Raw genomic sequence first — 23,820 nt, forward strand, 5'->3', positions numbered from 1 at the left:
TCACCTTGAAAAAAGCAAAAAATTAATTCGCCATGAGCGCTTCAATATCCGCCACAGTTTTTGGTACGCCGGCGGTAAGCACTTCGTGACCGTCTTTGGTGATGGCCACATCATCTTCAATGCGAATGCCAATGCCGCGCCATTTTTTGGCAACCCGCTCGTTATCGGGCGCCACATAAATACCCGGCTCTACGGTGAGCACCATGCCCGGTTCCAGCACGCGCCATTCACCACCCACTTTGTAATCGCCCACGTCGTGCACATCCATACCCAGCCAGTGGCCGGCGCGGTGCATATAAAATTCTTTGTAGGCTTCGCTTTTTATCAATTCGTTGACATCGCCTTCCAACAAACCGAGCTGCACCAAACCCTGGGTGATAACACGCACCGTTGCTTCGTGCGGATCATTCCAGTGGTTGCCCGGTTTACATTGGGCGATGGCGTCCAACTGGGCTTGCAAACAAATTTCGTACAGCGCTTTTTGTTCGGGCGAAAATTTTCCATTGACTGGAAAAGTGCGAGTGATATCGGCAGCGTAATAATCCAATTCGCAACCGGCATCAATTAATACCAGGTCGCCATTTTTAAGCGGCGCGGAATTTTCAATGTAATGCAAAATGCAGCCATTTTTCCCACCGCCAACAATGGTGTTGTACGCAGGAAAACGCGCACCGCTCATCTGGAACTCATGCAAAATTTCGGCTTCGAGTTGATATTCCATCACCCCCGCTTTACTCGCTTTCATGGCGCGCACATGGGCGCGTGCAGAAATATCGCCGGCTTCTTTCATCACACGTAATTCGGCAGCGCTTTTAAATAAACGCAGTTCATTGAGGAAGTGGCTTAAATCCAAAAATTCACCGGGCGGTGTAGCGCCCGAGCGCACTTTGGCGCGAATGGTGTTAACCCAGTCCATGACGTGTTTATCAAAATCGGCATCTTTCCCCATGGCGTAATACACGCGCTGCTTGCCTTCCAGCAGGCCAGGCAAAATATCGTCGATATCGTCAATGGGAAAGGCATCGTCGGCATCAAATTCGCTGCAGGCACCTTCGGGGCCGGCGCGATAGCCGTCCCAAATTTCACGCTCGCGATTGCGCTCGCGCACAAACAACACAAATTCGCCGTGATCGCGGCCGGGAATTAATACCAGCACCGCACTCGGCTCTTCAAAACCTGACAGGTATAAAAAGTCACTGTCCTGACGGTAGTGATATTCCGTATCGCGACTGCGGGTGCGCTCGGGTGCAGCGGGCACTATGGCGATGGAATTGGGTTCCATCATGGCCATTAATTGTTTGCGACGGCGGGCGAATTCGGTTTTGCTAATTCTCATAGAAATTCTCGCAAGCGTTTCGTTAAGCAGAGCGGCTGTGAATTAATGCAGAGTGTCTGACGCGGGCGCGCTACCGGGCGCCGCAATTTGTTCAGGCGCAAACTCATCGTAGAGATTGCTTACCGCCACGCGCACATATTCGGTCACTTCCATGTAGTCGGCTTCGGCACTGGGCTCATCCTCTTCATCATCCACCTGGATTTGCACAATGTTGGCAATGTCCTGCAACATTTCTGCGGCCTCTTCGCTGATCTGGCGTTTGCCCTGATGATCCACGCTGCCAAAACCGCTGAGGAAACCGTGGCACCATTCACTCAAGGCACGCGCTCGCTCGCTCAGTAGCGAGTCGTCGTCGGGCAACATTAATTTCAACCCAAAGGCACCCTGCAATTGCTCCAGTGTGACTTGATAGAGTTTGCTCAAGGCAATACGCACCGATTCGTCCGGCGCGGCAATAAAATCCAAAAATTCCACTGCGTCCAACAGCCAATGAACCTCGCTAAGGCTCGCGCCTCCGGCCAGTTTGCCGCACAGCAAACCGTGCAACTCAGAGGGACTATTCAGGGTTCCAAGGGGTGCCAGCAAATTGGCAAGGTCGTCAAAATTCAGGGGGCTAAGCAGTTGCCCGGAGGATGTGTGTTCGCTCATATCGGCCTCGTTTAATCAGTGGTTGAATGCTACCACGATTGACTCTGGCGCCTGAGCAAACTTTTTATAGTGCAAATCCTGCTATTGATTCAGCTCAAGTAAAACTTATCGGTTAATCATTTAATAACATCCAACTTCTCGAATTTACCTTAACTTGGGCTGTGCGATTGACCCCATGCAGGGCGCACAATATAGTGGGCGACCCGCGCTATTTATTGGTTAATTATTATCATGTCTGACGATCTTTTACTCGCCCTCGAAACCAAGCTGGATAAGCTGATTTTGCAGTGCAGTCGCCTGCAACAGGAAAACGCCGAGCTGAAAGCGCGCGAAAGCGAATGGCAGCGCGAACGTGTGCGCCTGATCGAAAAGAATGAACTGGCCCGCAGCCGTGTGGAAGCCATGATCACCCATCTCCGTAATCTGGACGCCGAATAAGCAGGGCCACCAATGAGCAACGAAACCGTTTTTGTCAAAATTCTCGATAAAGAGTACCAAGTCGCCTGCCCGCGCGAAGAGCGCCAGGCGTTGGTGGAATCCGCCCAATTGTTGGACGAGCGCATGAAAGCGATTCGCGGCACCGGTGCCGTGATTGGTTTGGAGCGCATCGCGGTGATGGCAGCACTCAACCTGAGCCACGAATTGCTGCAGGCCAAAACAGCGAACTATTCCGCTGGCGGTGCGGCGAGCCACAGCGATTTACTGCGTTTAAACGACAAATTGGATCGCGCTTTACACAACACTGCCGATTAAAAAAACGCTTTGCTGCAATTCTGAGCGCAAGCTTATTTTCTGTCATTTTACCAGCAGCGTTTAAGACGAATATTTCCTAAACGCTGCCACTACCCAAGCATAAATTCATTTGCGGAAGGCACATAAGTCTGGGTTATACTGGCGCCACGCCCTGGAATGTTTGCAATCCAACAATGTCCTTGAGCCGATAAATGTTAGCCCGGCAGTATCTCGTTAGTGTTCGGTGTGCATGTCCGCCTGACGGAAAGCCTAAAGAACCACAGGTATCGCCACCTTGAACCTTTGGGTTCAAGGCCAGCTTGGTAGCGGCATTTCGGGGTCTCTTATTTCTCTCCGCGTTAAATCCCTTAGATTTTTGCCAAGGCTGTTTGATTTATGGCCGATTCCACTAGCTTGCCCCCCTCTGACGCATCCAGCTTGAAACAGCAACTGCGCAGCCAATTGCGCGCCGCGCGCCGCAGCTTGACGCCAGCCCAGCAGCAGCAGGCTTCACTACAACTGCTGCGCCAGCTAATGAAAGTGCCACAATTCATGCGTGCCCAGCATATAGCGCTGTATATCGCGAGCGACGGGGAGATAGATCCGCGCCCGGTAGCTCAGCAACTCTGGAAAATGGAGAAGCATACTTACCTGCCAGTTCTGCGCCCCGGTAAAAGCAGGGATTTGTGGTTTGTGGAATTTACCGCCAACAGCCAACTCACCCCCAACCGTTACGGCATACCCGAGCCAGACCATCGCCATGAGCATCGCCTGCCGGCCAATTTGCTGGATGTTGTGTTGATGCCGCTGGTGGGATTTGACGCACAGGGTGCGCGCCTGGGCATGGGCGGCGGCTTTTACGATTCAACCTTTGCCTTCAAGAAAAAGAAGCCCGCAGGGAAACCCTATTTGATTGGTTTGGCACACAGCTGCCAGCAAACCGAATACCTGCCGACCGACAGCTGGGACATACCGCTGTTTGCGATTGCGACCGATACCGGCATGTTGACCACCAAACCCTAAGCAGGCAGTAGCAGGCTTTACCCAGCCTTAAAACACAACTCCCGCCGAAGCGGGAGTTGGGGGGACAATTCCTTCTCGCCCTCGCGGGCTTGAGCAATTACTCAGACACAGATTCGACAGCCGCTTCAGCAAAAGAGACCAAAGCGCCAAAATCCAACAGGGTAATGCACACTCCTACGCAAAAAATCACGGTTACGACGGAGAGAACATCAACTTTCATGGTGGCAGCCTTGCATATTATTGCTTTGAATTTAACAGGTATTAAAAAGAGCAGTTTTTATGCCAACCACACAGCAGTCAAAAGACTGTGGCGCGATCAAATAATAGGCAATTATTTGGAATAATCAAATCGCTATAACCTTTAAATTCGCAATAAATGACATATTTTTGTCAAAGCTGTCACAAAAAACCACATAACGTCGGCGAACTGGCCGCAACAGCCCAGACGAAAGCAGGAGATGGCACCGGTAACCGGTGCACTTTCTCGTCAGTTATTGACCAACTTCGACATGGCGACTGGTGACATTGCCAAGCCGTGAACGCACCTTGGCAGTGCCTGACTCCAGGATTTCAGCACCATCGACGAGTTTCCAGGACTTGCCTCCATCCACACTGAACTCGGTTGCCAGACCGGGGAGCGAGGTGTTGACCAAGAGCTTGCCATTTTCGATTTTGGCGCCAGGGGGCGGCAGGTAAAAATCCCCCCCTAAAGCAGCCAACTTGGGCAACTCCTTCTGGCTTAACTGCACTGCAAAATTCGCCCAATCCTGTTGGCGGGCGCGGTTATCGGGTTTATCGCCCTCCCACTCGGCCTTGTGCCAGGCGCGCTCGGCCAGGCTTATTAAGCGCGGGTAAATCATTTGCTCAAACTGCGCGCCGGTGCGCACTGTTTCGCTCCAGAGCTGCCCCTGAATGCCGCGCAGGTTTTCCGGTTTTTCCAGCCCCGGCAGAGCGCGCCCTACCAGCGCCTCCAGATTTCCTATCGGCTCACCCATACGGGTTTTGTCGGCATTGGCGTAGAGGTTGTCGGGCATAAAACCAAAGACTTTTTCGGTGCTGCTGTAGCGCGTCGCCCAGTAGTAGCCGCGTTCCTCCGGGTGGGCTTCATGCGGGTGATCGAAATACAGATGGGTGCCGGGCGACAAAATCACCTCGTAACCGGCATTGGCCAAGCGATAGGCGCGGTCGGCCACGCCCCATTCCCAGATGTTATCCCAGGCATTGGCCAGCACGGTTTTGTTGGCAAATTGCTCGCGATTGAAGGTGTTGTTGGGGTCGTACATCAAACCATCTTCCCAGCCGGCCAGCGCCAAGCCGCGAGTATGGGTAATCGCGGCAAGTTTGCTGACAAAGTAGGGCTTGAGGTCAGCCACACCGGCGACACCCTGTTCGCCTTTGGCAAACAGCGCTTCACAGGCGGGCGATGCCGTCCAGGAACCTGCGCCCACTTCATCGCCCCCCATATGGAAGGTCTGCAGTTTGGTGCCGGCTTTGCGGTACATCTGCTGCAGCTCATAAATCACCTTGTCCACAAACACATAGGTGGAGGGCATGCACACGTTGATGGAGTTATCGGTGTAATTCTGCACGGTAATGTATTGGGATTTATCCTGCGGGTCGGACAATAAATAGCGCTCGGCGGCGGCTTTATCGCCCGCTTTGAGCAGACGGTTGTAGCGCGCTTCCATCGCCTTGACGGCAGCGCGGGCGTGGCCGGGCATGTCGATTTCCGGGATAACCTCTATGTGGCGCGCATGGGCGAATTTAATGATCTCGATGAAATCCTCAGTGGTGTAATAACCATTACCCGAGCCAGAGGCGTGGGGACCGGTGCCCAACTGGGTAAGCAGGCAGGACTGCTCGCTCAGGTCAAAGCAGCGTTTGCCACCTATGTCGGTCAGCTCCGGCAGGCCGGGTATTTGCAAGCGCCAGCCTTCATCTTCTGTCAGGTGCAAATGCAACTTGTTGAGTTTGTAGCGCGCCATCTGCTCAATAAGCCGCAGGGTGACCTCTTTGCTGTGGAAGTTACGCGCCATGTCGTAATGCATACCGCGCCAGTCAAAACGCGGGGCGTCGGTTACGCTCAGCAGAGGAACTTCAAGCTTGCTTGCACCCGGTGCCGGTAAAAGGCTCAATAAACTTTGGATACCGTAAAAGGCGCCGGCGTTGTCACCACCGGTAACCGTAATCTTGTCAGCTGCGATATTCAGCAAGTAGCCCTCTGGCTCAGCTTTGCTGGCATCGACACGCAATTCAATCAACTTGCCAGTAAGGGCGATGTGATCGGCACTGGCTTTAAGCGTCAGGCCGTATGCCTTGAGCTGCTCCAGTAAGTAGTTCGACTCGCCCGCCAAACGCCCGGCAAAACTAACCTGCCAGCTACCATCCACAGCAACAGTGCCGCTGCGATATTTCACCTGTTTGGGCGTGGGGATAATTTTGTTGCCGGACTCCACCTTAATCGAATTGACGGCAAGGTTCTGCTCGTAGCGGCTGGCAGCCGTGGCAATTTCATAGCGATCAGTATTGTTGCGCAGCTGTTGCTCAGGGGTTGTTATGGGGGCGATAAAGTTCTGCAGGTTTTCGCTGTCGGTATTGGCAAACACCACCGCATTCAACCCAGGCTGGGCTATAAACGCGCGCGGCATAAAGTCGCTGTAACTCACCAAGTGCGCGCTTGCCGAATAGGGGATCTCAATAGTGGCGCCCACCGCCAGCCCTTTAAAGGCTGCCGTAGGGGCGATTTCATGCAAATCGCCCTGCAGGTGACGCAGTTTCAAGCCGCTGACTTCCACTTCATCCAACTTGCGCACGGAATGCAGGTAGATGCTCCAGTCGCCCGCACCGGCAGGCAGCGCAACCGACGATGAATTGCTCAGACTAAGCCTGGCTTGAGGTTTGGCTGCAAAATTGGAAACCACTGCAAACTCCAATTTTGCCTCAGCACCAAAGGCGGTTAACTGCTGCTGGCTCAAATTGCCCGCATAGGCTCCCGGCACCAACGCCATAACCAGGGCCGCCAGCGCGCCCCGATACAACCCACGACCAGATACTCTCATTACAACCCCCGAGGTTTTATTGATTGAATAGGGAGCCAGACAACCACTTCTGACAACGTTGTCCAAGATTACACCAAAATCGCCCCGCCGCCAGCTGCTGAACATAAATTAACCTTTAAAACCACGCCCCCCCAAATAACCATGCTAAAAACAACCATGCTAAAAACAACCCTGCTAAAAACAACAAAGGGCGCCGAAGCGCCCCCTGTGAATTCATAGCTATCAAAGAATTAACCCAAAAAGAACTTATAGGCTTCGTTTTTGGTTTCATCCCAGAAGGGATAATTCAGCTCGCTTAAAAAGGTTTTCAGCTCGGCATAATCCTTTTTAGGCACCTGCATGCCCACCAATACCCGTGCTGAAGCTGAGCCGTGGTTGCGATAGTGGAACAGGGAAATGTTCCAGCGACCGGCGACCTTGGTGAGGAAGGTCATGAGCGCGCCGGGGCGCTCGGGGAATTCAAAGCGATAGAGCACTTCGTCGGTGATATGCGGGGCGTGGCCGCCTACCAGGTGGCGAATGTGTAATTTCGCCAGCTCGTTTTCGGTCATATCCACCAGGTCGTAGCCCTGGGCTTTTAATTCCGCCACCAGATCAGCGCGATCCGTGCCGCCCGCCGCCACCTGCACACCCACAAAAATGCGTGCATCTTTGGCATCGGCGTAGCGATAGTTAAATTCAGTGATATTGCGTTTGCCCAGCGCCTTACAAAATTCTTTGTAGGCACCGGGGCGCTCGGGAATAGTCACCGCCAGAATCGCCTCGCGCTGTTCGCCAATTTCAGTGCGCTCGCTGATGTAACGCAGGCGATCAAAATTGATGTTGGCGCCGCAGTCGATAGCCACAAAGGTTTGCCCGGTGATGCCGCGCTCGGCCACGTATTTTTTCAAACCGGCCACACTCACCGCACCGGCAGGTTCGGCGATGGAGCGGGTGTCTTCAAAAATATCTTTGATGCCCGCGCAGATTTCGTCATTACTCACGGTCATGCACTCATCGACTACCTTGCGCAACACGCGGAAGGTTTCCTCGCCGATTTGCGCTACGGCGATACCGTCAGCAAAGATGCCCACCTGCGGCAAAACCACCCGTTTTTTCTTTTCCATCGCCGCAAGCAAACAGGCTGATTCTTCCGATTCCACGGCGATGATTTTGGTCTCGGGGCGCAGGTATTTCACATAGGCGCCGATACCGGCTGCCAAACCACCGCCACCTACGGCGATAAAAATCGCGTCGATCTTGCCGGGGTACTGGCGCAGGATTTCCATGCCGATGGTGCCCTGGCCGGCAATTACATCCGGGTCATCAAAGGGGTGGATATAGGTCATGCCTTTTTCTTCCACCAGTTTTTTGGCGTGCGCCGAGGCTTCGTCATAACTATCGCCGTGCAACACCACCTTGGCACCGCGTGCTTTTACCGCATCTACTTTGATCGCCGGGGTCGTGCGCGGCATCACGATAGTCGCCTTAATACCCAAATGCTGGGAACCCAGCGCCAAACCCTGGGCATGGTTGCCGGCCGACGCCGCAATCACACCACGCGCGCGTTCGGCTTCAGAGAGCATTTGCAGCTTGTTGTAGGCACCGCGCAATTTGAACGAAAACACTGGCTGCAAATCTTCGCGCTTGAGCAGCACTTTGTTGCCAGTGCGCGCGGAAAGCAGGCGCGCTTCATCGAGTGGTGTTTCCACCGCGAGGTCGTAAATACGGGCGTTGAGTATGCGTTTTATGTAGGTTTCAGGCATGTCAGTTCTTGCTTGGAGGGAGAAAAATGTCGCCGCAGTGTAAACAATTTAGCCGCCGCTGGCACGGCGAAAATCCGTATAATGCGTGCGCATTTCAAACCCCCTCCCAGCCTCCCCCTTGAAAAGGGGGAGGAGCAAAAAAACCGCCCTATCGAAGGGAAGGAGCAAAAGCCCCCTCCCCTTTTCAAGGGGAGGACTGGGGAGGGGTTATACCATTCAGCCGAGAAAACCATGACCCAAGACCAACTCAAACAAGCCGTGGCGCGCGCCGCGATTGAATACATCAAACCCAAATTATTCAGCGATTCCATTATCGGTGTGGGCACCGGCTCCACCGCCAATTTTTTTATCGATTACCTGGGTGAGATCCGCGATCACTTTGCTGGCGCAGTAGCCAGCTCCGATGCCTCAGCCGCGCGCCTGAAAAAACTCGGTATTGAGGTGCTGGACTGCAATGCGGTGAGCGAGCTGGTGGTGTATGTGGATGGCGCCGATGAAAGCAACGCCTACTTGCACCTGATCAAAGGCGGTGGCGCCGCATTAACCCGCGAGAAAATTGTGCGCGCCGTTTCAAGGGAATTTGTCTGTATCGCCGATGAGAGCAAATGGGTAGATGTGCTGGGCAAGTTCCCGCTGCCGGTAGAAGTTATTCCCATGGCGCGCTCCTACGTGGCACGCGAACTGGTGAAGCTGGGCGGCGCACCGGTGTACCGCGAAGGCGTAGTGACCGACAACGGCAATGTCATTTTAGATGTGCACAACCTGCAAATCATCGACCCGGTTGCACTGGAAACCGCCATCAACCAAATTACCGGTGTAGTGACTAACGGTTTGTTTGCAGCCAAGGGCGCCGAGGTGTTACTGCTGGGCACCAAAGACGGCGTTAAAACCATTTACCCCAAATAAATCCCCTCGCATTACCCGATTAAGGCGCCAGCCATCACTGGCGCTTTTTCTCTCCTATACTCAAAGCTCTACTTTCTCCGAAGGATACAACCATGTTCTCCCTCTCCAGTATTCAGGGGCGATTGCTCGTGGCCGTCAGTGCCGGTGTCGTTTTGTTTATGATCATCAGCGGTATCGCCATCACCCTGCTCAGCAGCACCATCACCAATTACAACCAGCTGATTGCCAATTCGGTCGCCCATGAACGCGCCATTAGCAGCATGAATTACCATTTCAAAACCCAGGTGCAGGAGTGGAAAAACGTGCTTTTGCGCGGCAAAAACCCGGACAAGCTGCAGCAGTACTGGGGGCAATTTGAGCAATTGCAGCGCGACATACAAACCGAAGGCAAAACACTGGGCGGCGAGCTGGATGGCGAGAGCAAACGTCAGGTAGACGCCTTTTTGCGCGCCCATGAAACCGCCTTTGGCCGTTACCAAACGGGGCTGGCCGCGTTTAAAGCCGCCGGTTTCGACTCTGCAGCCGGCGATGCGGCGGTTGCCGGTATCGACCGCGAGCCCAGCAAATTGCTGGAGGAATCCGCAGCGCTGATTAGCGCCAAGGTAGTGGCCGAAACCAAAGCCAACCTGGAGGCGAGCGCCAAGGTATCCTTCTGGGCCGGTGCCTTGATCCTGTGTGGCGGCATTCTGGTGGTGTTTTTGGTACTGATTATTTTGCGCAAAAACCTGCTGGCACCGTTCAACCTGCTTAATCAACACCTGAGCAAATTGGCCGAGGGCAATTTCCGCGAGCCGCTGCATTTCAGTGATAGCAGCGAACTGGGCAAACTGGGCGCGAGCATCCAGCAGGTGCAGGAGAGCATTGTTAAGGTAGTCGCGGCGGTGCAGGGTTCAATGCAGAGCCTGAGCGAAGCCTCAAGCCAGATCACCACCACGGCATCAACCCTGGCGCGCTACACCGATCAAACCCATCACGCTACCGATCAGGTTTCCGCCGCCATCACCGAAATGACCGCCACAGTGCAAGAGGTCGCCAGCAACGCGGGCGGAGCCGCCGATGCCGCCCAGAATGCGGACAACAATGCCAACAAGGGGCTGAAAATTATGGAAAGCACCCTGGGCGCAATTGATCAGCTCAGCCGCGAAGTGAACCACGTTGGTCAGGTGATGAGCCAACTGGAAGGCGATACCAACCGCATTGGCGGGGGTGTTGGATGTGATTAAAAACGTTGCCGAGCAGACCAACCTGCTCGCGCTGAATGCGGCGATTGAGGCGGCGCGCGCCGGCGAACAGGGGCGCGGTTTTGCGGTAGTGGCCGATGAAGTGCGCTCACTGGCCAAACGCACCCAGGACTCCACCGCCGAGATCCAACAGATCATCCACGCCGTGCAACAGGGCGCCAGCAACGCGATGAGTGCCATGCAGTCCAGCCTGACCAAAACCGGCGCGACCATGGATATGGCCGGGCAAGCCGGCAACTCCATCAACGAGATCAGCCAGTCGGTCAATCGCATCCTGGGCATGAACATGCAAATCGCTACCGCGGCCGAGGAGCAGAGCTACACCGCTGAGGAGATCAATAAAAACATCATCCAAGTGGTGAGCCTGATCGACAGCGTCAATCAGGATGCCCAACAATCCGTGCTTATCGCCCAGCGCCTGGAAAGTACCGCCAGGAACCTGCAAACCCAAATTGCTCACTTTGCGATTTAAAACCGGCTGGATCTGCAGGCGAAAAAAAACCGGGCACGCCCGGTTTTTTTCATTGCTGCTCTGAATCAGCTCAGGCGCGGCGCAAACGGCCCAGCCCGATTAACCCCAAACCGGTCAATAACAGCAAGAAAATCGACGGCTCATTGACCTTGGTTACAGGCGGCGTGTAACTCCAGCTACCGGTGTGGATTTCACCATTGCCCTCATAGGATTTAGCGGCAATCGCACCATCCAGATTGGAATTGGTTTTGATGGTGGCATTTAAGGCCAGCACTGAGCCGTACCAGGAATCGCCAAAGTTCAGGTTGGTGGCCTCGTAGAAATTCCAAAGCACATGGTTCATGTTGTTGCGGAAACTGTTGGTGCCATTTTTGGTGGTGCCGGCGTTAAACGTGGTGCCGGATACGTTGATCACCACATTGAGTGCGGTGGCAAAATCCAGGTTCAAACTCCACTGTGGGCCAGTCAACTGCTCTACGGTGATATTGAATACCACCAGATCCGTTGCGGCGCCGGTGTAGGTGAACGCCTTGTTGTTCATATCGCCCACCAGCGAGGTGTTGTCCGAGCTGGCCAAATCCCGGTAAAAATCTGACTCGGCTTGCAACTGCGCAAACAGGCTTGCCTTCTCGGCCGTCAGTGATCCATCGGTGACTTTTTTCAGGCAGCCGTTGGGCACCAAACCTGCGCCATTACATATGTTGGTAGGGCCGGTAAAGTTGCCCTCGTAGGCCAGGTAGCCGCGGTCAATGTGGGTGGCGCTGTTGCTGGCAAAGTTGCCGACTACTTTGACGGTATCCGCAGTGGAGTTGAGCGGTTCTTTTTGGGCAAATACCGAGGCATTTACCACATTGCCACCAATAAACGCCTTGCCTTCTATGTGGCCACTGCCGCCAGAAACCTTTAAATCACCCAACAATATCAGGTTGTAATCATTGAGCGGGCCAGCGCCAGCCAATGAGGAAAAGCCCAATAATACGGCAGCGGCAACCATCTGGCGGCAGGCAGTAGTCAAGGAGAGAGTGCGAGCAAAAGTCATAAAAAAACCTGTAGTAGTAAGATCGGCTTCTAATGTTTGCGGACAAGATGCAGGCTTTGTGCCTGTTTGACTTTATTCTTTCAAATCAATAATAAACGCCACTTAGCGTGACGCACATCACATAAAAGTGTCAATTTTACCGACATTGATAAATTGACAGCGAAAGACATCTTAAAGCTAATAACTGATAACAATCGATAAAAACACCAATACTCCCCTGCCCTGATCCTACCGGGCAGAGGAGTTTAACCAGGCTTACTGATAGAGCGCGGGCAGCTCGCTTTCAAACACCACAAAGGGATGTGCGAAAAAGGCGTTGAAATCTTCCGCGGTTGCCTGCCCGGGGTAGGGAGCAAAAAACTGCTCCGCTTTTTCCCGCGCCAGGTTAGCGTTGCGCCAGACCATAACGTAGGTGATCTCGCTCGCCAGAGGGTCGGCAAGGGTTGGCGCTAGAATCCGCTCGGTCCAGAAATTGGGTAGCGTGAGTTTGTTATTGCCGGTTTCGGTCAGCGCAGCGATTTTGTTGCGCGCACGGGCAATGCTGGCGATCTGTTTCAGCGCGGCGGTGAAATTGGCTTTTTGCTCATCTGCGCTTGCGGTATTGGCCGCGTGGCCAACATCCCAATAGTTATCCAGACCTATCACATCCACATAGTCATCGCCGGGGTAGCCGTAGAAATAGCCCTCCTCAAACTTGCCCATATCGAGGCGGCTGCGGTCGGGAGAGTAAGCGTAAATCAGGTTGCGCAGGCCTTTTTTGTCGCGCAGGTATTCCACAGTGAAGCGCCACAAGGCGATGTAATCCGCCTCGCTGGCGTTGCCTTTGCCCCACCAGAACCAGTCGCCATTGTGCTCATGCCAGGGGCGGAAAATAACCGGGATGGGATGGCTATTGCCCTGCGCATCGGTCGCGACCAAGGCCGCATTAAATTCCACAAAGGTATCCAGGTAGGTTTTGAGCTGCTCATGTTTGGCACCGCCGGGAATCAGCTCATGCACTGTGGGGGTTTTGTCCCAGGAGTTGCCGCCGGATACCGGGCTATACATATGCCAGCTGATGGTGATCACCGCGCCGCGACTGTAGCCCGCCTTGATCCACTCCTGCATTTGTTTGAAGTTAACGCCATCCAGGTTCTTTTCCTGCCCCAGCTCCAAACCGCCCAACTCCCAGCCGTAGAGCGCCGGGTTGGAACCGGTCACATCGCGCACATCGGAGCGATCCAGGTCGCCTTCCCAATGCACGCCGTAGGCGAGGCTGTCCTCGTGGCCAAACAGCATGTGTTTACCGCGCAACGCCGCCAGGTTGTTGTAGAGCGCCAGGGTTTGGCGAGTGGCGTGTTTGTCGATTAGCGACAGTGGTTGCACTTGCGCGTTGGCGCTGGAGGCCTGCACCTGCGCGACAGCAGGCACTGATGCCGCTGCACTGGAGGTATCGGCCGGCTGGCGGTCGCAGCCGACTAAAAAACTGGCACATAGCAGTAAAGACGCCAAGGGCAGGCGGGGTTGCATAAACATGGGAATCTCCTCAAATGGGGCCATAAACTGGCAAAACTCTTATCTTTTTTCAAATGTAACCGTTTACAAATGAGGATACTAGCAGCCTTATGCAAAAAAAGAAGCCTCCCGCGCTGTAAATAAAAGTTGAGCCCCCGCCCGCTTTTGCCTAGCCTTGGCGCTTTAATCAATTTGGGTATGGGTGCGCTATGGACTTTTCTTTTCCCGCCATTGGCTTGGTGCACTCCTGTTTCAAGGAGAAATTTGGCATACCGCGCCAACCGGGTTTGGCGCCGCTAGCTACCGCTGAAATAGAAATGCTGCCGCCCTATGACGACCCCGCCGCGTTTGACGGGCTGGAAGGCACCAGCCACCTGTGGGTACAGTTTGTGTTTCACGCCAACAAGCGCGAGCAGTGGAAACCCAAAGTCAAACCGCCGCGCTTGGGCGGCAACCAAACCCTGGGCGTATTTGCCACCCGCTCCCCCACCCGCCCGGCGCCAATTGGCCTCTCGGTGGTACGCTTTGATGGCCTGCGCCAGCGCGACGGTAAGCTGTTAGTTGCCATCAGCGGCATAGATTTACTCGATGGCACACCGGTGCTGGATATCAAACCTTATGTACCCTATGTGGATGCCGTCGCGGATGCGCGCAACAGCTTTGCCACCCAGCCGCCCGCCCATATCCCGGTGGAAATTCCCGCCGAACTCGCGGCCTTTTGCGCCGATTACCAACAAAAAACCGCTATCGACCTGGCGCAGCTACTCACCCAAATCCTGCAACAGGACCCGCGCCCCCAGTACCAGCAGCCAGACCCGGAGCGGATTTACGGCATGAAATTGCTGGATCTCGATATCCGCTGGCGCTATTCCCACTCTGGCATCTGTTTAACTGAACTCATTTGCCTTGCCTGACCTCATCTGCCTTGTATGAGCAGACCACCCTTATAGCCACAACTTATTAACTCACTGTTATTAAATTAATAACCAAACCCAAAAAGCCGTGCTATTCTTGGCGCATAAATCATCATTTTGGCACATTACCATGCCCCAATCGAACCCCATTGGGCTGCGCAAATGGATCTGGCGAGCCTTCTCCCAAAGCGCCCTGATCCCCCTGCTGCTGGTGGAAACCCTGCTGATTATTGTTTATTTCTTTACTAACCATTCCATCCGCAGCGCGCAGATAGAGCATTTGCGCGGCAATGCACTCTCGGCACTGCAATCCTCGGCGCAAGTAGAAGCACGGGTAATTGATGAGCAGTTAAGCCATATCGATAGCTTGGCCGAGCTATACCGCAATCTCACCCTGCAAGCACTGCTCAAACCAGTCGAATCGGTACCTACAAACCTCGCCCTGACTGCCGAGGGCGTGCGCTACAGCCCGCGCGATGAAGGTGGTGCAGCGGTTTTCTATTCCAATGTGACTCCAGCGGCACAGCAGGATTTGCAGAAGGTCGCCCGCCTCGCCACCATCGACCCGATTATCAAAGAGTTCAAAGAACACAATAGTTTGGTGGCGGCGCTCTACTTCAACAGCTGGGATAGCCTGAACCACATTTACCCCTGGTTTCTAACGCCTGAACAATACCCGCACAGTATGGCGATCCCCGAGTACAACTTTTATTACCTCGCCGATGCCAAACACAACCCGCAGCGGCAAGTGGTCTGGACCGATGTATATCTGGACCCTGCCGGGCAAGGCTGGATGATGTCGGCCATAGCGCCGGTGTATCGCGGCGAGTTTTTGGAAGGTGTGGTGGGTATCGACATCACCGTGGAAGGCATATTGGAGCAGATTCGCACCGCCAAGGTTCCCTGGAACGGCTTTGCCATGCTGGTGAGCAAGGAGCTGAATATTATGGCGATGCCCGAGGCAGGCGAGCAGCGCTTTGGGGTGGATGAACTGACCCAACACAGCTACGCCGAAGCAGTGCGGAGCGAGCAATTCAAACCCAAGGACTTTGACCTGCGCGAGCGCGCCGACACCCGCGCCCTGAGCCCCCGCATTGTAGCGAGCAGCAGCGGCGTAGAGCGCATCACCCTCAACGGCAATCCGCACCTGGTGGCTTGGGCCAGTATTCCGGCGACCGACTGGCACTTACTCACCATCGCCGCCGAAGCGGATGTGTTTAGCCAGACCAATAGTCTGGCACAGCGTTATGCACAGATAGGTATGCTGTTGATCGCCGGGCTGATTCTCTTTTATGCCGTGTTTTTTAGCTTTATGTGGCAGCGCGCACGCCAGCTCAGCATGGCGCTGATCCAGCCGATAGAGGGCATATCCCGGATGATGGCGCAGATAGGCAAGGGCGCACTGGACAGCAACCGGGTGGAAAGCGATATCCATGAACTGCGCGAGATGGCCAAACATACTCATGCTATTGGCGCGCAGTTAACACAGGCCGAACAGGATCTGCGCTGCGCGCTAGTGGATGCGCGCGCCGCAAGCCACGCCAAGTCGCGCTTTATTTCCAGCATGAGCCATGAATTGCGCACGCCGCTCAATGCCATCAAGGGGTTCGCACAGCTCTTGCGCCTGCAAAAGCCAGCCAGTCATCCGGGAGAAGTGGACGAGATAGGGGAAATACTCGCCGCCAGCAACCATTTATCCCAACTGGTGGACGACATACTCGACCTGTCCAGTCTGCAAGCAGACGCTGCCCCACTCGAATTGGAACCCATAGATATCCATCAACTATTGCAAGATTGCGCGTCCATGCTGAACCCCGAAGTGCGCAATGCAGGCCTGAGCCTCAAACTTGATATGCCCGGTCAGCCACTGTTCGCCTATACCGATAAACGTCGTTTACGCCAGATACTGCTCAACCTGCTGTCCAACGCCATCAAATACAACCGCGCAGGCGGCAGCATCAGTCTTTACACCGATGCGCTGCCTGATGGCGCGCGTATCACGGTGAGCGACACTGGCATTGGGATTCCAGTGGATAAACAGCCCCTGCTATTTACCCCCTTTGAGCGCCTGGGCCAGGAGAACTCTTCCGTAACCGGCACCGGTATAGGCCTTAGCCTGTGCCGCGAACTGGCTGAATTATTGGGTGCGCAGCTTGGTTTTAGCAGTACCCCCGGACAAGGCAGCCGTTTTTGGCTGGAACTCCCTTTTGCGCCACCTGCACTCGCTGTGAACACAGCAACAAACTCAATCACCCGCCCGCGCAACAATCAATCAGGCTTAAAGGATCTAACACCAAGTACCACCCAATCATCACCTCTGGGGGAGTTAGACCATCATGCTTAGCCAAGAACTGCGTGCCGCCACGATTGTCATCATCGACGACATAGGCACTAACATCCGCTTGCTGGAGTCCAGCCTGAAGGCCTTTGGCTTACGTTATATCCATAGTTTTAGCGACCCGGTAGCGGGATTGGATTGGTTGCAGAACAACCATTGGGATTTGCTGTTACTCGATTTGGATATGCCGCGTATGGACGGCTTTGAGCTATTGGCGCGCCTGGCCCCCAATAGCGGGCAACCGGTGATTATTCTCACCGCGCTGGGCAGTCAGGTTGACCGCCAGCGCGGCCTGCATCTGGGCGCTAACGACTATCTTTGTAAACCGCTCGATTTGTCAGAGCTGGTGCTGCGCATTCGCAACAATTTACAGCTGGGGCTGACCTTCCAAAAACTACAGGAAGAGCGCGACACACTCGATCAAAAAGTGCTTGAGCGCACGCGAGAGCTGCAGGCCAGCTTCACCAGCCTGATCCATACCATGGCGCGTGCGGCAGCGTTCAAAGATACTGAAACCGGCAACCATATTATCCGGATTGGCGAGATGGCCGCCCTGATCGCACGCGAACTGGGCCAGCCTGAAACCTGGGTGGAAGACATAAGGCTCGCTGCCCCCATGCACGACGTGGGTAAAATCGGCATTCCCGATGTAGTGCTCAACAAAAACGGCAAACTCACGCCAGAAGAGCGCGAGCTAATGAAAACCCATGCGCGCATTGGTTTTGACATTCTGCGCAATGAAAACAACAGTGCGATGATTAACATGGCGGCAGAGATAGCCCTCAATCATCACGAATATTGGGATGGTTCAGGCTACCCCCAGGGTCTCAGCGGCGAGGCGATTCCACTGTCGGCACGCATAGTGGCACTCTGCGATGTCTACGATGCACTGCGCGCCAAACGCCCCTATAAAACGGCATGGACACACAAAGAAGCCCTGAATCATATAGTTCAGGGAGCCGGGAGCCATTTCGACCCCATACTGGTCGAGCTGTTCAGTCGCCTGCATGACTCGCTGGAGCAGATTATTGCGCAGTATCAGGAACAATCCGAACCACCGCTAAAACGCTGCGGTTTGAATTAATTTGAACCAATAAGCCCCGCGTACAATCTCCCCCAAGGCGCTGTAAAATCTCCCCAAGGGGTTACAGGCGCCTTCGGTTTTGGCCTGCGCAGTGGTATGATGCGCGCCTTTTTCAGCCTGCCGATGCGCCTTTTTTAGCCAATAAGCTTATTAAATGCCGGCCCTTTCCGTCCCTGTTTGCTAACCACGACTCGCAGCGACGCGCTGAGCGACTTTCCCACTTTTGGAGTTGTTCCCATGAGCAAGACCTCGTTAGACAAGAGCAAAATCAAATTTCTGCTGCTGGAAGGCGTTCACCAATCAGCGGTGGACACCCTGAACGAGCAGGGTTACACCAACATCGAATACCTGAAAACTGCACTCGGCGAAGATGAGCTGATTGCAAAAATCCAGGACGCGCATTTTGTTGGCCTGCGCTCGCGCACCCAGCTGACCCGTCGCGTGTTTGAAAACGCGCCCAAACTGATCGCCGCCGGTTGTTTCTGTATCGGCACCAATCAGGTGGATTTAAAAGCGGCGCAAGAACACGGCGTGGCGGTATTTAACGCGCCCTACTCCAACACCCGCTCGGTCGCTGAATTGGTGATTGCCGAGGCGATTTTGCTGCTGCGCAATATCCCGCAGAAAAACGCGGTATGCCATCGCGGCGGCTGGGACAAATCGGCCGTTGGCTCTTACGAGATTCGCGGCAAAACCCTGGGTTTGATCGGCTACGGTTCGATTGGTAGCCAAACCAGCGTGCTGGCTGAATCGCTTGGTATGAATGTGCAGTTTTATGATGTGATCACTAAATTGCCGCTGGGCAACGCTACCCAGATCCGCAGCCTGGACGACCTGCTTGCCACTTCCGATATTATCAGCCTGCACGTCCCCGAAACCCAATCCACCCAAATGATGATTGGCGCGCGCGAACTCGGCCTGATGAAACAAGGCGCGATTCTGATCAATGCCTCACGCGGCACGGTGGTCGATATTGATGCGCTGGCAGAGGCGATTAAATCCGGCCACCTGTCAGGCGCTGCTATCGATGTATTCCCGGAAGAACCTAAAGCCAATGGCGATGAATTTATTAGCCCGCTGCGCGGCCTGGACAATGTGATCCTCACCCCGCACATCGGCGGTTCCACCATGGAAGCGCAAGCCAACATTGGTATTGAAGTGGCGGAAAAACTCATCAAGTACTCGGACAACGGCACCACCACCAGCTCGGTCAACTTCCCCGAAGTTGCCCTGCCCGGTCACCCAGACGCACACCGCTTGCTGCACGTTCACGCCAACGTGCCGGGCGTACTGTCCAAGATCAACAAGATCTTCTCCGACAACCAGATCAACATCGCCTCGCAATACCTGCAAACCAACGACAAAGTGGGTTATGTGGTGGTGGATATCCACTCACCTTACGATGAAGTCGCGCTGGAGCAGTTGAAGAATATTGAAGGGACGATTCGTTGCAGAGTGTTGTTTTAATCGATCAATAATCTGCACCAATAACTCTCAACAATAACTCTCAACAATAAAAAACGCCGCGCTCAGCAATGAACGCGGCGTTTTTTATTGTTGAGAGTTATTGGTGAGCGTTGTTAGCGCGGCTTTAATCGCGGGCAACTAGCCGTGGCGCCGCTTGATCCACATGGCGATCAGTTCAACCCCGAGCACCAGAGCAACGCCCAAACCGGCCCAGACTACCGCCAGGAGAATCGTGGGTTCATGACCGGTAGCCGCCAGATAATTCAGCGGATTCAAGTTTTCCTGCTGCAGCACCACAACACGCCCATGGCTATCGGTAGTGGTCAACAGTGCGTTTTTCCAAGGCCAGGTGACATAGAGTGAGCCGATCAAAAAACCGATCAATACAGATAGGGTTTGATTGTGATAGGACCGCAGTAACCACAGCAGGAAGCGCGAGAAAGCCACCAGTCCACAAATGCAGCCGGCACCAAACCACAGTAATTTATCTATTTCCAGGTTGTGGATTGCGCGTAAAAAAACCGGGTAGAGCCCCACCAGCAGCAAAATGAAACTGCCGGAAATACCGGGAAGAATCATGGCGCAAATCGCCACAAAACCGCCCAGAAAGAGAATCCAACCATGGTCGGGGAGTTGGGCTGGTGCCATGTGCGCTACCGCCAGAATAAAACCTATACCCGCCAACAGGCCAACCGCTTCGCTCACCCCCCAACCGCGCTGTTCGCGTACCAAGTGGTAAATGGACGCGGCGACAAGCCCGGAGAAAAATGCCCAAACCAGAATCGGGTAAGTGTCCATGGCCACTAACACCACCGCCGCAAATGTTTTGAGGCTAATCAGAATGCCGCCAAACAGGGCGACCAGAAAATTACCGTTGATGTACTGCCAGGTTTTTACTATCCCTTCGCGCTTCAAGCGCAGCAACACCGCCGGGGTACAGCGCTTGAGCGAACTGAGCCATTCATCGTAAATACCGGTAATAAAAGCAATAGTGCCCCCGGATACGCCGGGCACTACATCAGCCGCGCCCATACACAAGCCCTTGAGCAGCACAAACAAATAATCTTTGAGGCTGCGCCCTGGCTGGTGGAGTGTCATGTCCTGTTGATCGGGAGTTGTCATAATCAAGTCTCGCCTGTGGCCTGTTCTGGCCGGGTTAATGTGCAGGGGTAAAAGTGCGGGGGAGTTTGCCTGAAAGCGCTTGGCGGCAACAGGCTAGACGTTAAAAAAGTGGCGTTGTATCGCATCAAACACTTGTGCGCGAGCGGCGGGAATTTCATTGACCAATTGATGCCCGGCGGCGGGAACATACACCAGCTGCGCGCGCGGTAATTTACGTAGGATCAGCCGCGTATTGTAGCGCCAGGCCACCGTCATATCGGCCGTGCCCTGTACCAGCAGCAGCTCATCCTCGCGCGCCGAAAACTGCAGGAATTGGCGATGCCAGTTTTTCATCGCCCCCACCCAGCGCACCGACAGTTTTTTGGATTGCAAACAGTCATGCTCATCGATAAAGCGGATAAATTGCTCATCCCGCGAGCTGCGTGAATGACCGCGTGGCAGCTGTTTTACCCAGGGGTGCAAGAGCCAATACAACACCCGGCCAGACCACCAGCCACGCGGCAAAATCAGCGGCGCACAAAGCGCAGTGCGCGCAAAGCGGGGCGGATAGCGCCACAGGTGGTTGAGCAATACTGCGCCGCCGGTACTTTGCCCCACCGCATAATAGGGCGATGGCAATAACCGCTGCGCCTGCTGTAACAACTGCTCCAGCACATCGGCATACTGATCAAAGGAATCTATAGCGGCGCGTTCGCCACTGCTTAAACCGTGGCCGGGTAAATCAAACGCCAGCACCGCCAAGCCCTGCTGTAAACCAAAGGCAATCACATGGTCAAAAATCCCCAGGTGATCGTAATACCCATGCACCACAACCAGTGTGCCGCGCGGTTTGGGGGGCAGCCAATAGTGGGTGGCGATGGTAAAACCAGCCGCGCTGATGGCACCAAAGCCATGAACCAATGCGCTATCGACGGCGGCAAAATTGATCCGGTAATAGTCCAGATACTGCTGTGCCGGCACCGTCTTGGCCCAGACCATATCCTGCGATGGTTCAAACCCCAGCGCAGGCAGTTGTGCCATCAGTGCCTGGGCATCTGTCAGTGAAAACGATGTGGCGCTATTCATAGAGAGCAATTCATAAACTGGGACATCCCGGCATAAAGTGGGCCTTACAAAATGGCCACAACATTGGCGCTAAACATCAACTATAATTCAGCTCCCGATGGGATATAAACCCAATCAACCATTAAAACACTTATAACAACGACAATTACAAAGACAACCCCGGGCTAGGACTCTATGCAGAATTACATATTTAATATCCACGACGTGGTGCTGTTTATGACCGTCGCGGAATGTTTCCTGCTTGTTATTTTTCAGGCAATTCTTCCGGTCAAAAATCAACTCGCCAACCGCTTGCTCAGTATTTTCCTCGTCTCTATTGCCATCAGCTCCGCCTGTATTTTGGTGCTGTGGAATGACAATGTGAGTTTGTTCCGGTTGTTCGACGAAACCCTGTTGCCATATTTTTTAGTGAGTGCGCAACTGCTTAAAGGCCCTATGCTGCTGCTCTACGTAGTGGCGCTCACCCAGGACTCTTTTAAACTCGAACGACGCCATTTGTTACACGCAATTCCTATTGTGATTGCCCTGGGCTGGCTGCTGGTTTTTGGCATCAATGGCTCGGATTTGAGTTTTAAAACGCTGGATCAACAACAGCTCGCCAATGCGGTCTGGCACTTTATAAAAGTCATGCCGTTCTTTTACGGTGTTATGGCATTTAATAAAGTGCGTTTGTATCTGATCAACCTGCAAGATCAGTACTCCACTTTTTCCTCTACCGAACCCAGTTGGTTAAAAACCCTGAGTTTGGGTTTTTTGATTACCTGGAGCTTTTCCATTCTGGTACACGTGGTAGCCAATACGATTGAATCGCCGCGCATTTCCGATGTGATTGGCATCACCGAAAACTATATTGTTTTTATCCTGATCAATGCGCTGTTTATCAATAGTGTGGTGCACACCCACAAGCTGCTCACCACCAAACCGGATTTGGGCAAAGACGTCAAAGTGGATGAAAAACTCACTGACACTGCAATCCAAAAAGTTCAGCAGGGCATGGAAACCCAGAAATTATTCCTGAAACAAAACCTGAATATCGAAGAGTTTTCCAAGCGCATTCATTTACCCGTTAAAGAAGTTTCTGCAGTGATTAACAAACACTACGGGACTAACTTTTTTGAATTTATGAATAGCTACAGAGTGGAAGAAGCAAAACGTTTGTTGGGCGATAGCCAACACGCCGAGATGACGGTCATGGATGTGTTACTGCATGCGGGCTTTAATAGTAAGTCTGCATTTCACCGGTTTTTTAACCGTTTAGTGGGCATGTCGCCCACGGAGTACCGCAAACAACACCTTCATAAAGAATCCAAAAACGTTTAAAAAAACACTAAAAAAAATGCCAGTTTTGCACTGGCATTTTTTTTGGGCTAACTGCAACAACCAAACGCTAGGCGCGCATCTTGCGCAGGCGAATCAAACCCAATAACCCGAGTGCGCCAAAGAGTAAACCCATGGTCGCCGGTTCAGAGACTTCTTGAGGCGGGTTTACATCCGGCAATTTATTGATGACAAACGCATTGTTGTAAGAATAAAAATGCGCGTTGCGCCCGCCGGTAATGGTGAAGTGCGCATAGCTATTCAGGCCCATCCCATCGTGCTCAATGGTTTGATTGAAATCCAGACTGGGCACAAATGCAGACGTGTTGCTAAACGCATATTGCTGCCCCCAAATCAAATCACCATTTGCTACTGAGCCGCGCTGCTCAGTCCATAACAAATCCTGACCGCCACCCAGCGTGGAGAGCTGGTCAAACAATGTTTGGCGGCCATAGGAGGTTGCATCGACATCAAAGGTGACGCTGTAACCATTCACTGTGACAGTGTTAGTAAATGCTGGGCCGAATCCCGACATCTCTGTAAAAAAAGAATTGCCGGAGTTTATGGTCCACAGGGCCGGGTCAGTGTTGGCAGTAATCGATTGGGTAAAACCAAGACCCGCGAGATTTTGGTTAGCCACACCAAATACGCCGGTATTATCGAAACCGTAATCGATAATGCCAGAGAAGGTGACTACCCAAGCAGAAGCATTAAGTGCAAAAGTACTTAACGCGAGAGTGGCAAAAAGTTTTTTAAGATTCATGAGATTTACCTGGTGTGTTTTAACGATTTCACTTGTGCCACTTCCATTTGGACGT

Annotated in this window: 21 protein-coding genes and 1 other RNA gene; 12 read left to right on the forward strand and 10 right to left on the reverse strand. The window is 53.6% G+C overall.

The genetic code is table 11. The features are described from left to right. Positions 1 to 22 precede the first annotated feature (22 nt). Positions 23 to 1,336 (reverse strand): Xaa-Pro aminopeptidase, encoded by a 1,314-nt coding sequence (gene pepP, locus ACFODX_RS02750; protein WP_378115819.1) that lies wholly within the window; start codon positions 1,334 to 1,336, stop codon positions 23 to 25. Positions 1,337 to 1,378: 42 nt separating this feature from the next. Beyond that, positions 1,379 to 1,984, reverse strand: coding sequence for a UPF0149 family protein (locus ACFODX_RS02755; RefSeq protein WP_378115821.1), 606 nt, complete (start codon positions 1,982 to 1,984; stop codon positions 1,379 to 1,381). 231 nt (positions 1,985 to 2,215) lie between these two features. On the opposite strand from ACFODX_RS02755, the gene ACFODX_RS02760 reads away from it, so the two are divergent. From ACFODX_RS02760 to ACFODX_RS02775, 4 genes are all read left to right on the forward strand, one after another. After that, the gene (locus ACFODX_RS02760) at positions 2,216 to 2,422 is read left to right on the forward strand and encodes a TIGR02449 family protein (RefSeq protein ID WP_378115823.1); all 207 of its coding nucleotides are present in this window, start codon (positions 2,216 to 2,218) and stop codon (positions 2,420 to 2,422) included. 12 nt (positions 2,423 to 2,434) lie between these two features. After that, complete coding sequence (locus ACFODX_RS02765; protein ID WP_378115825.1) at positions 2,435 to 2,737, forward strand: cell division protein ZapA; 303 nt, start codon at positions 2,435 to 2,437, stop codon at positions 2,735 to 2,737. Between the two features lie 145 nt (positions 2,738 to 2,882). Beyond that, positions 2,883 to 3,061: non-coding RNA, 6S RNA (gene ssrS / locus ACFODX_RS02770), on the forward strand. Between the two features lie 51 nt (positions 3,062 to 3,112). After that, the gene (locus tag ACFODX_RS02775) at positions 3,113 to 3,739 is read left to right on the forward strand and encodes a 5-formyltetrahydrofolate cyclo-ligase (RefSeq protein ID WP_378115827.1); all 627 of its coding nucleotides are present in this window, start codon (positions 3,113 to 3,115) and stop codon (positions 3,737 to 3,739) included. A 97-nt stretch (positions 3,740 to 3,836) separates the two neighbouring features. Here ACFODX_RS02775 and ACFODX_RS02780 read toward each other — a convergent pair whose 3' ends face one another. From ACFODX_RS02780 to ilvA, 3 genes are all read right to left on the reverse strand, one after another. Further along, positions 3,837 to 3,959 (reverse strand): hypothetical protein, encoded by a 123-nt coding sequence (locus tag ACFODX_RS02780; protein ID WP_378115829.1) that lies wholly within the window; start codon positions 3,957 to 3,959, stop codon positions 3,837 to 3,839. 271 nt (positions 3,960 to 4,230) lie between these two features. After that, the gene (locus tag ACFODX_RS02785) at positions 4,231 to 6,798 is read right to left on the reverse strand and encodes a family 20 glycosylhydrolase (RefSeq protein WP_378115831.1); all 2,568 of its coding nucleotides are present in this window, start codon (positions 6,796 to 6,798) and stop codon (positions 4,231 to 4,233) included. Between the two features lie 230 nt (positions 6,799 to 7,028). Next, a complete protein-coding gene (ilvA, locus tag ACFODX_RS02790) occupies positions 7,029 to 8,591 on the reverse strand; it encodes a threonine ammonia-lyase, biosynthetic (protein WP_378116946.1) in 1,563 nt (520 codons plus the stop codon). Positions 8,592 to 8,774: 183 nt separating this feature from the next. On the opposite strand from ilvA, the gene rpiA reads away from it, so the two are divergent. The 3 genes from rpiA to ACFODX_RS02805 all read left to right on the forward strand — a co-directional run bounded on the left by rpiA (position 8,775) and on the right by ACFODX_RS02805 (position 11,162). Next, positions 8,775 to 9,449: a ribose-5-phosphate isomerase RpiA gene (rpiA, locus tag ACFODX_RS02795; protein ID WP_378115833.1), complete on the forward strand. Its 675-nt coding sequence runs from the start codon at positions 8,775 to 8,777 to the stop codon at positions 9,447 to 9,449. Between the two features lie 92 nt (positions 9,450 to 9,541). Further along, positions 9,542 to 10,672 carry a methyl-accepting chemotaxis protein gene (locus ACFODX_RS02800; RefSeq protein WP_378115835.1) on the forward strand — a complete coding sequence of 377 codons (1,131 nt, stop codon included), beginning with the start codon at positions 9,542 to 9,544 and terminating at the stop codon, positions 10,670 to 10,672. Continuing rightward, positions 10,665 to 11,162 carry a methyl-accepting chemotaxis protein gene (locus tag ACFODX_RS02805; protein WP_378115837.1) on the forward strand — a complete coding sequence of 166 codons (498 nt, stop codon included), beginning with the start codon at positions 10,665 to 10,667 and terminating at the stop codon, positions 11,160 to 11,162. Before ACFODX_RS02800 ends, ACFODX_RS02805 begins: the two co-directional genes overlap by 8 nt. 70 nt (positions 11,163 to 11,232) lie before the next feature. On the opposite strand, the gene ACFODX_RS02810 is transcribed toward ACFODX_RS02805, so the two are convergent. Continuing rightward, positions 11,233 to 12,201 (reverse strand): choice-of-anchor A family protein, encoded by a 969-nt coding sequence (locus ACFODX_RS02810; RefSeq protein WP_378115839.1) that lies wholly within the window; start codon positions 12,199 to 12,201, stop codon positions 11,233 to 11,235. Positions 12,202 to 12,456: 255 nt separating this feature from the next. Then, positions 12,457 to 13,716, reverse strand: coding sequence for a glycoside hydrolase family 26 protein (locus ACFODX_RS02815; protein WP_378115841.1), 1,260 nt, complete (start codon positions 13,714 to 13,716; stop codon positions 12,457 to 12,459). Between the two features lie 188 nt (positions 13,717 to 13,904). Here ACFODX_RS02815 and tsaA point away from each other — a divergent pair, with 188 nt between their 5' ends. From tsaA to serA, 4 genes are all read left to right on the forward strand, one after another. Then, positions 13,905 to 14,609: a tRNA (N6-threonylcarbamoyladenosine(37)-N6)-methyltransferase TrmO gene (gene tsaA / locus ACFODX_RS02820; RefSeq protein WP_378115843.1), complete on the forward strand. Its 705-nt coding sequence runs from the start codon at positions 13,905 to 13,907 to the stop codon at positions 14,607 to 14,609. Between the two features lie 130 nt (positions 14,610 to 14,739). Then, entirely contained in the window at positions 14,740 to 16,953 is a 2,214-nt protein-coding gene (locus tag ACFODX_RS02825) for a sensor histidine kinase (protein WP_378115845.1), read from the forward strand. Then, positions 16,946 to 18,031 (forward strand): HD domain-containing phosphohydrolase, encoded by a 1,086-nt coding sequence (locus ACFODX_RS02830; protein ID WP_378115847.1) that lies wholly within the window; start codon positions 16,946 to 16,948, stop codon positions 18,029 to 18,031. The genes ACFODX_RS02825 and ACFODX_RS02830 overlap by 8 nt, the downstream gene beginning before the upstream one ends. Positions 18,032 to 18,268: 237 nt before the next feature. Beyond that, positions 18,269 to 19,498, forward strand: a complete 1,230-nt coding sequence (gene serA / locus ACFODX_RS02835; RefSeq protein ID WP_378115849.1) for a phosphoglycerate dehydrogenase — start codon at positions 18,269 to 18,271, stop codon at positions 19,496 to 19,498. 138 nt (positions 19,499 to 19,636) lie between these two features. Here serA and ACFODX_RS02840 read toward each other — a convergent pair whose 3' ends face one another. Next, a complete protein-coding gene (locus tag ACFODX_RS02840; protein WP_378115851.1) occupies positions 19,637 to 20,620 on the reverse strand; it encodes a DUF368 domain-containing protein in 984 nt (327 codons plus the stop codon). A 93-nt stretch (positions 20,621 to 20,713) separates the two neighbouring features. After that, a complete protein-coding gene (locus ACFODX_RS02845) occupies positions 20,714 to 21,685 on the reverse strand; it encodes an alpha/beta hydrolase (RefSeq protein ID WP_378115853.1) in 972 nt (323 codons plus the stop codon). Between the two features lie 174 nt (positions 21,686 to 21,859). Between ACFODX_RS02845 and ACFODX_RS02850 the strand changes: the two genes are divergently transcribed. After that, complete coding sequence (locus ACFODX_RS02850) at positions 21,860 to 23,005, forward strand: helix-turn-helix domain-containing protein (RefSeq protein WP_378115855.1); 1,146 nt, start codon at positions 21,860 to 21,862, stop codon at positions 23,003 to 23,005. Between the two features lie 67 nt (positions 23,006 to 23,072). On the opposite strand, the gene ACFODX_RS02855 is transcribed toward ACFODX_RS02850, so the two are convergent. Continuing rightward, a complete protein-coding gene (locus ACFODX_RS02855; protein WP_378115857.1) occupies positions 23,073 to 23,765 on the reverse strand; it encodes a hypothetical protein in 693 nt (230 codons plus the stop codon). Positions 23,766 to 23,820 lie beyond the last annotated feature (55 nt).

The organism is Cellvibrio fontiphilus (assembly GCF_042646205.1).
Lineage (GTDB): Bacteria > Pseudomonadota > Gammaproteobacteria > Pseudomonadales > Cellvibrionaceae > Cellvibrio > Cellvibrio fontiphilus_A.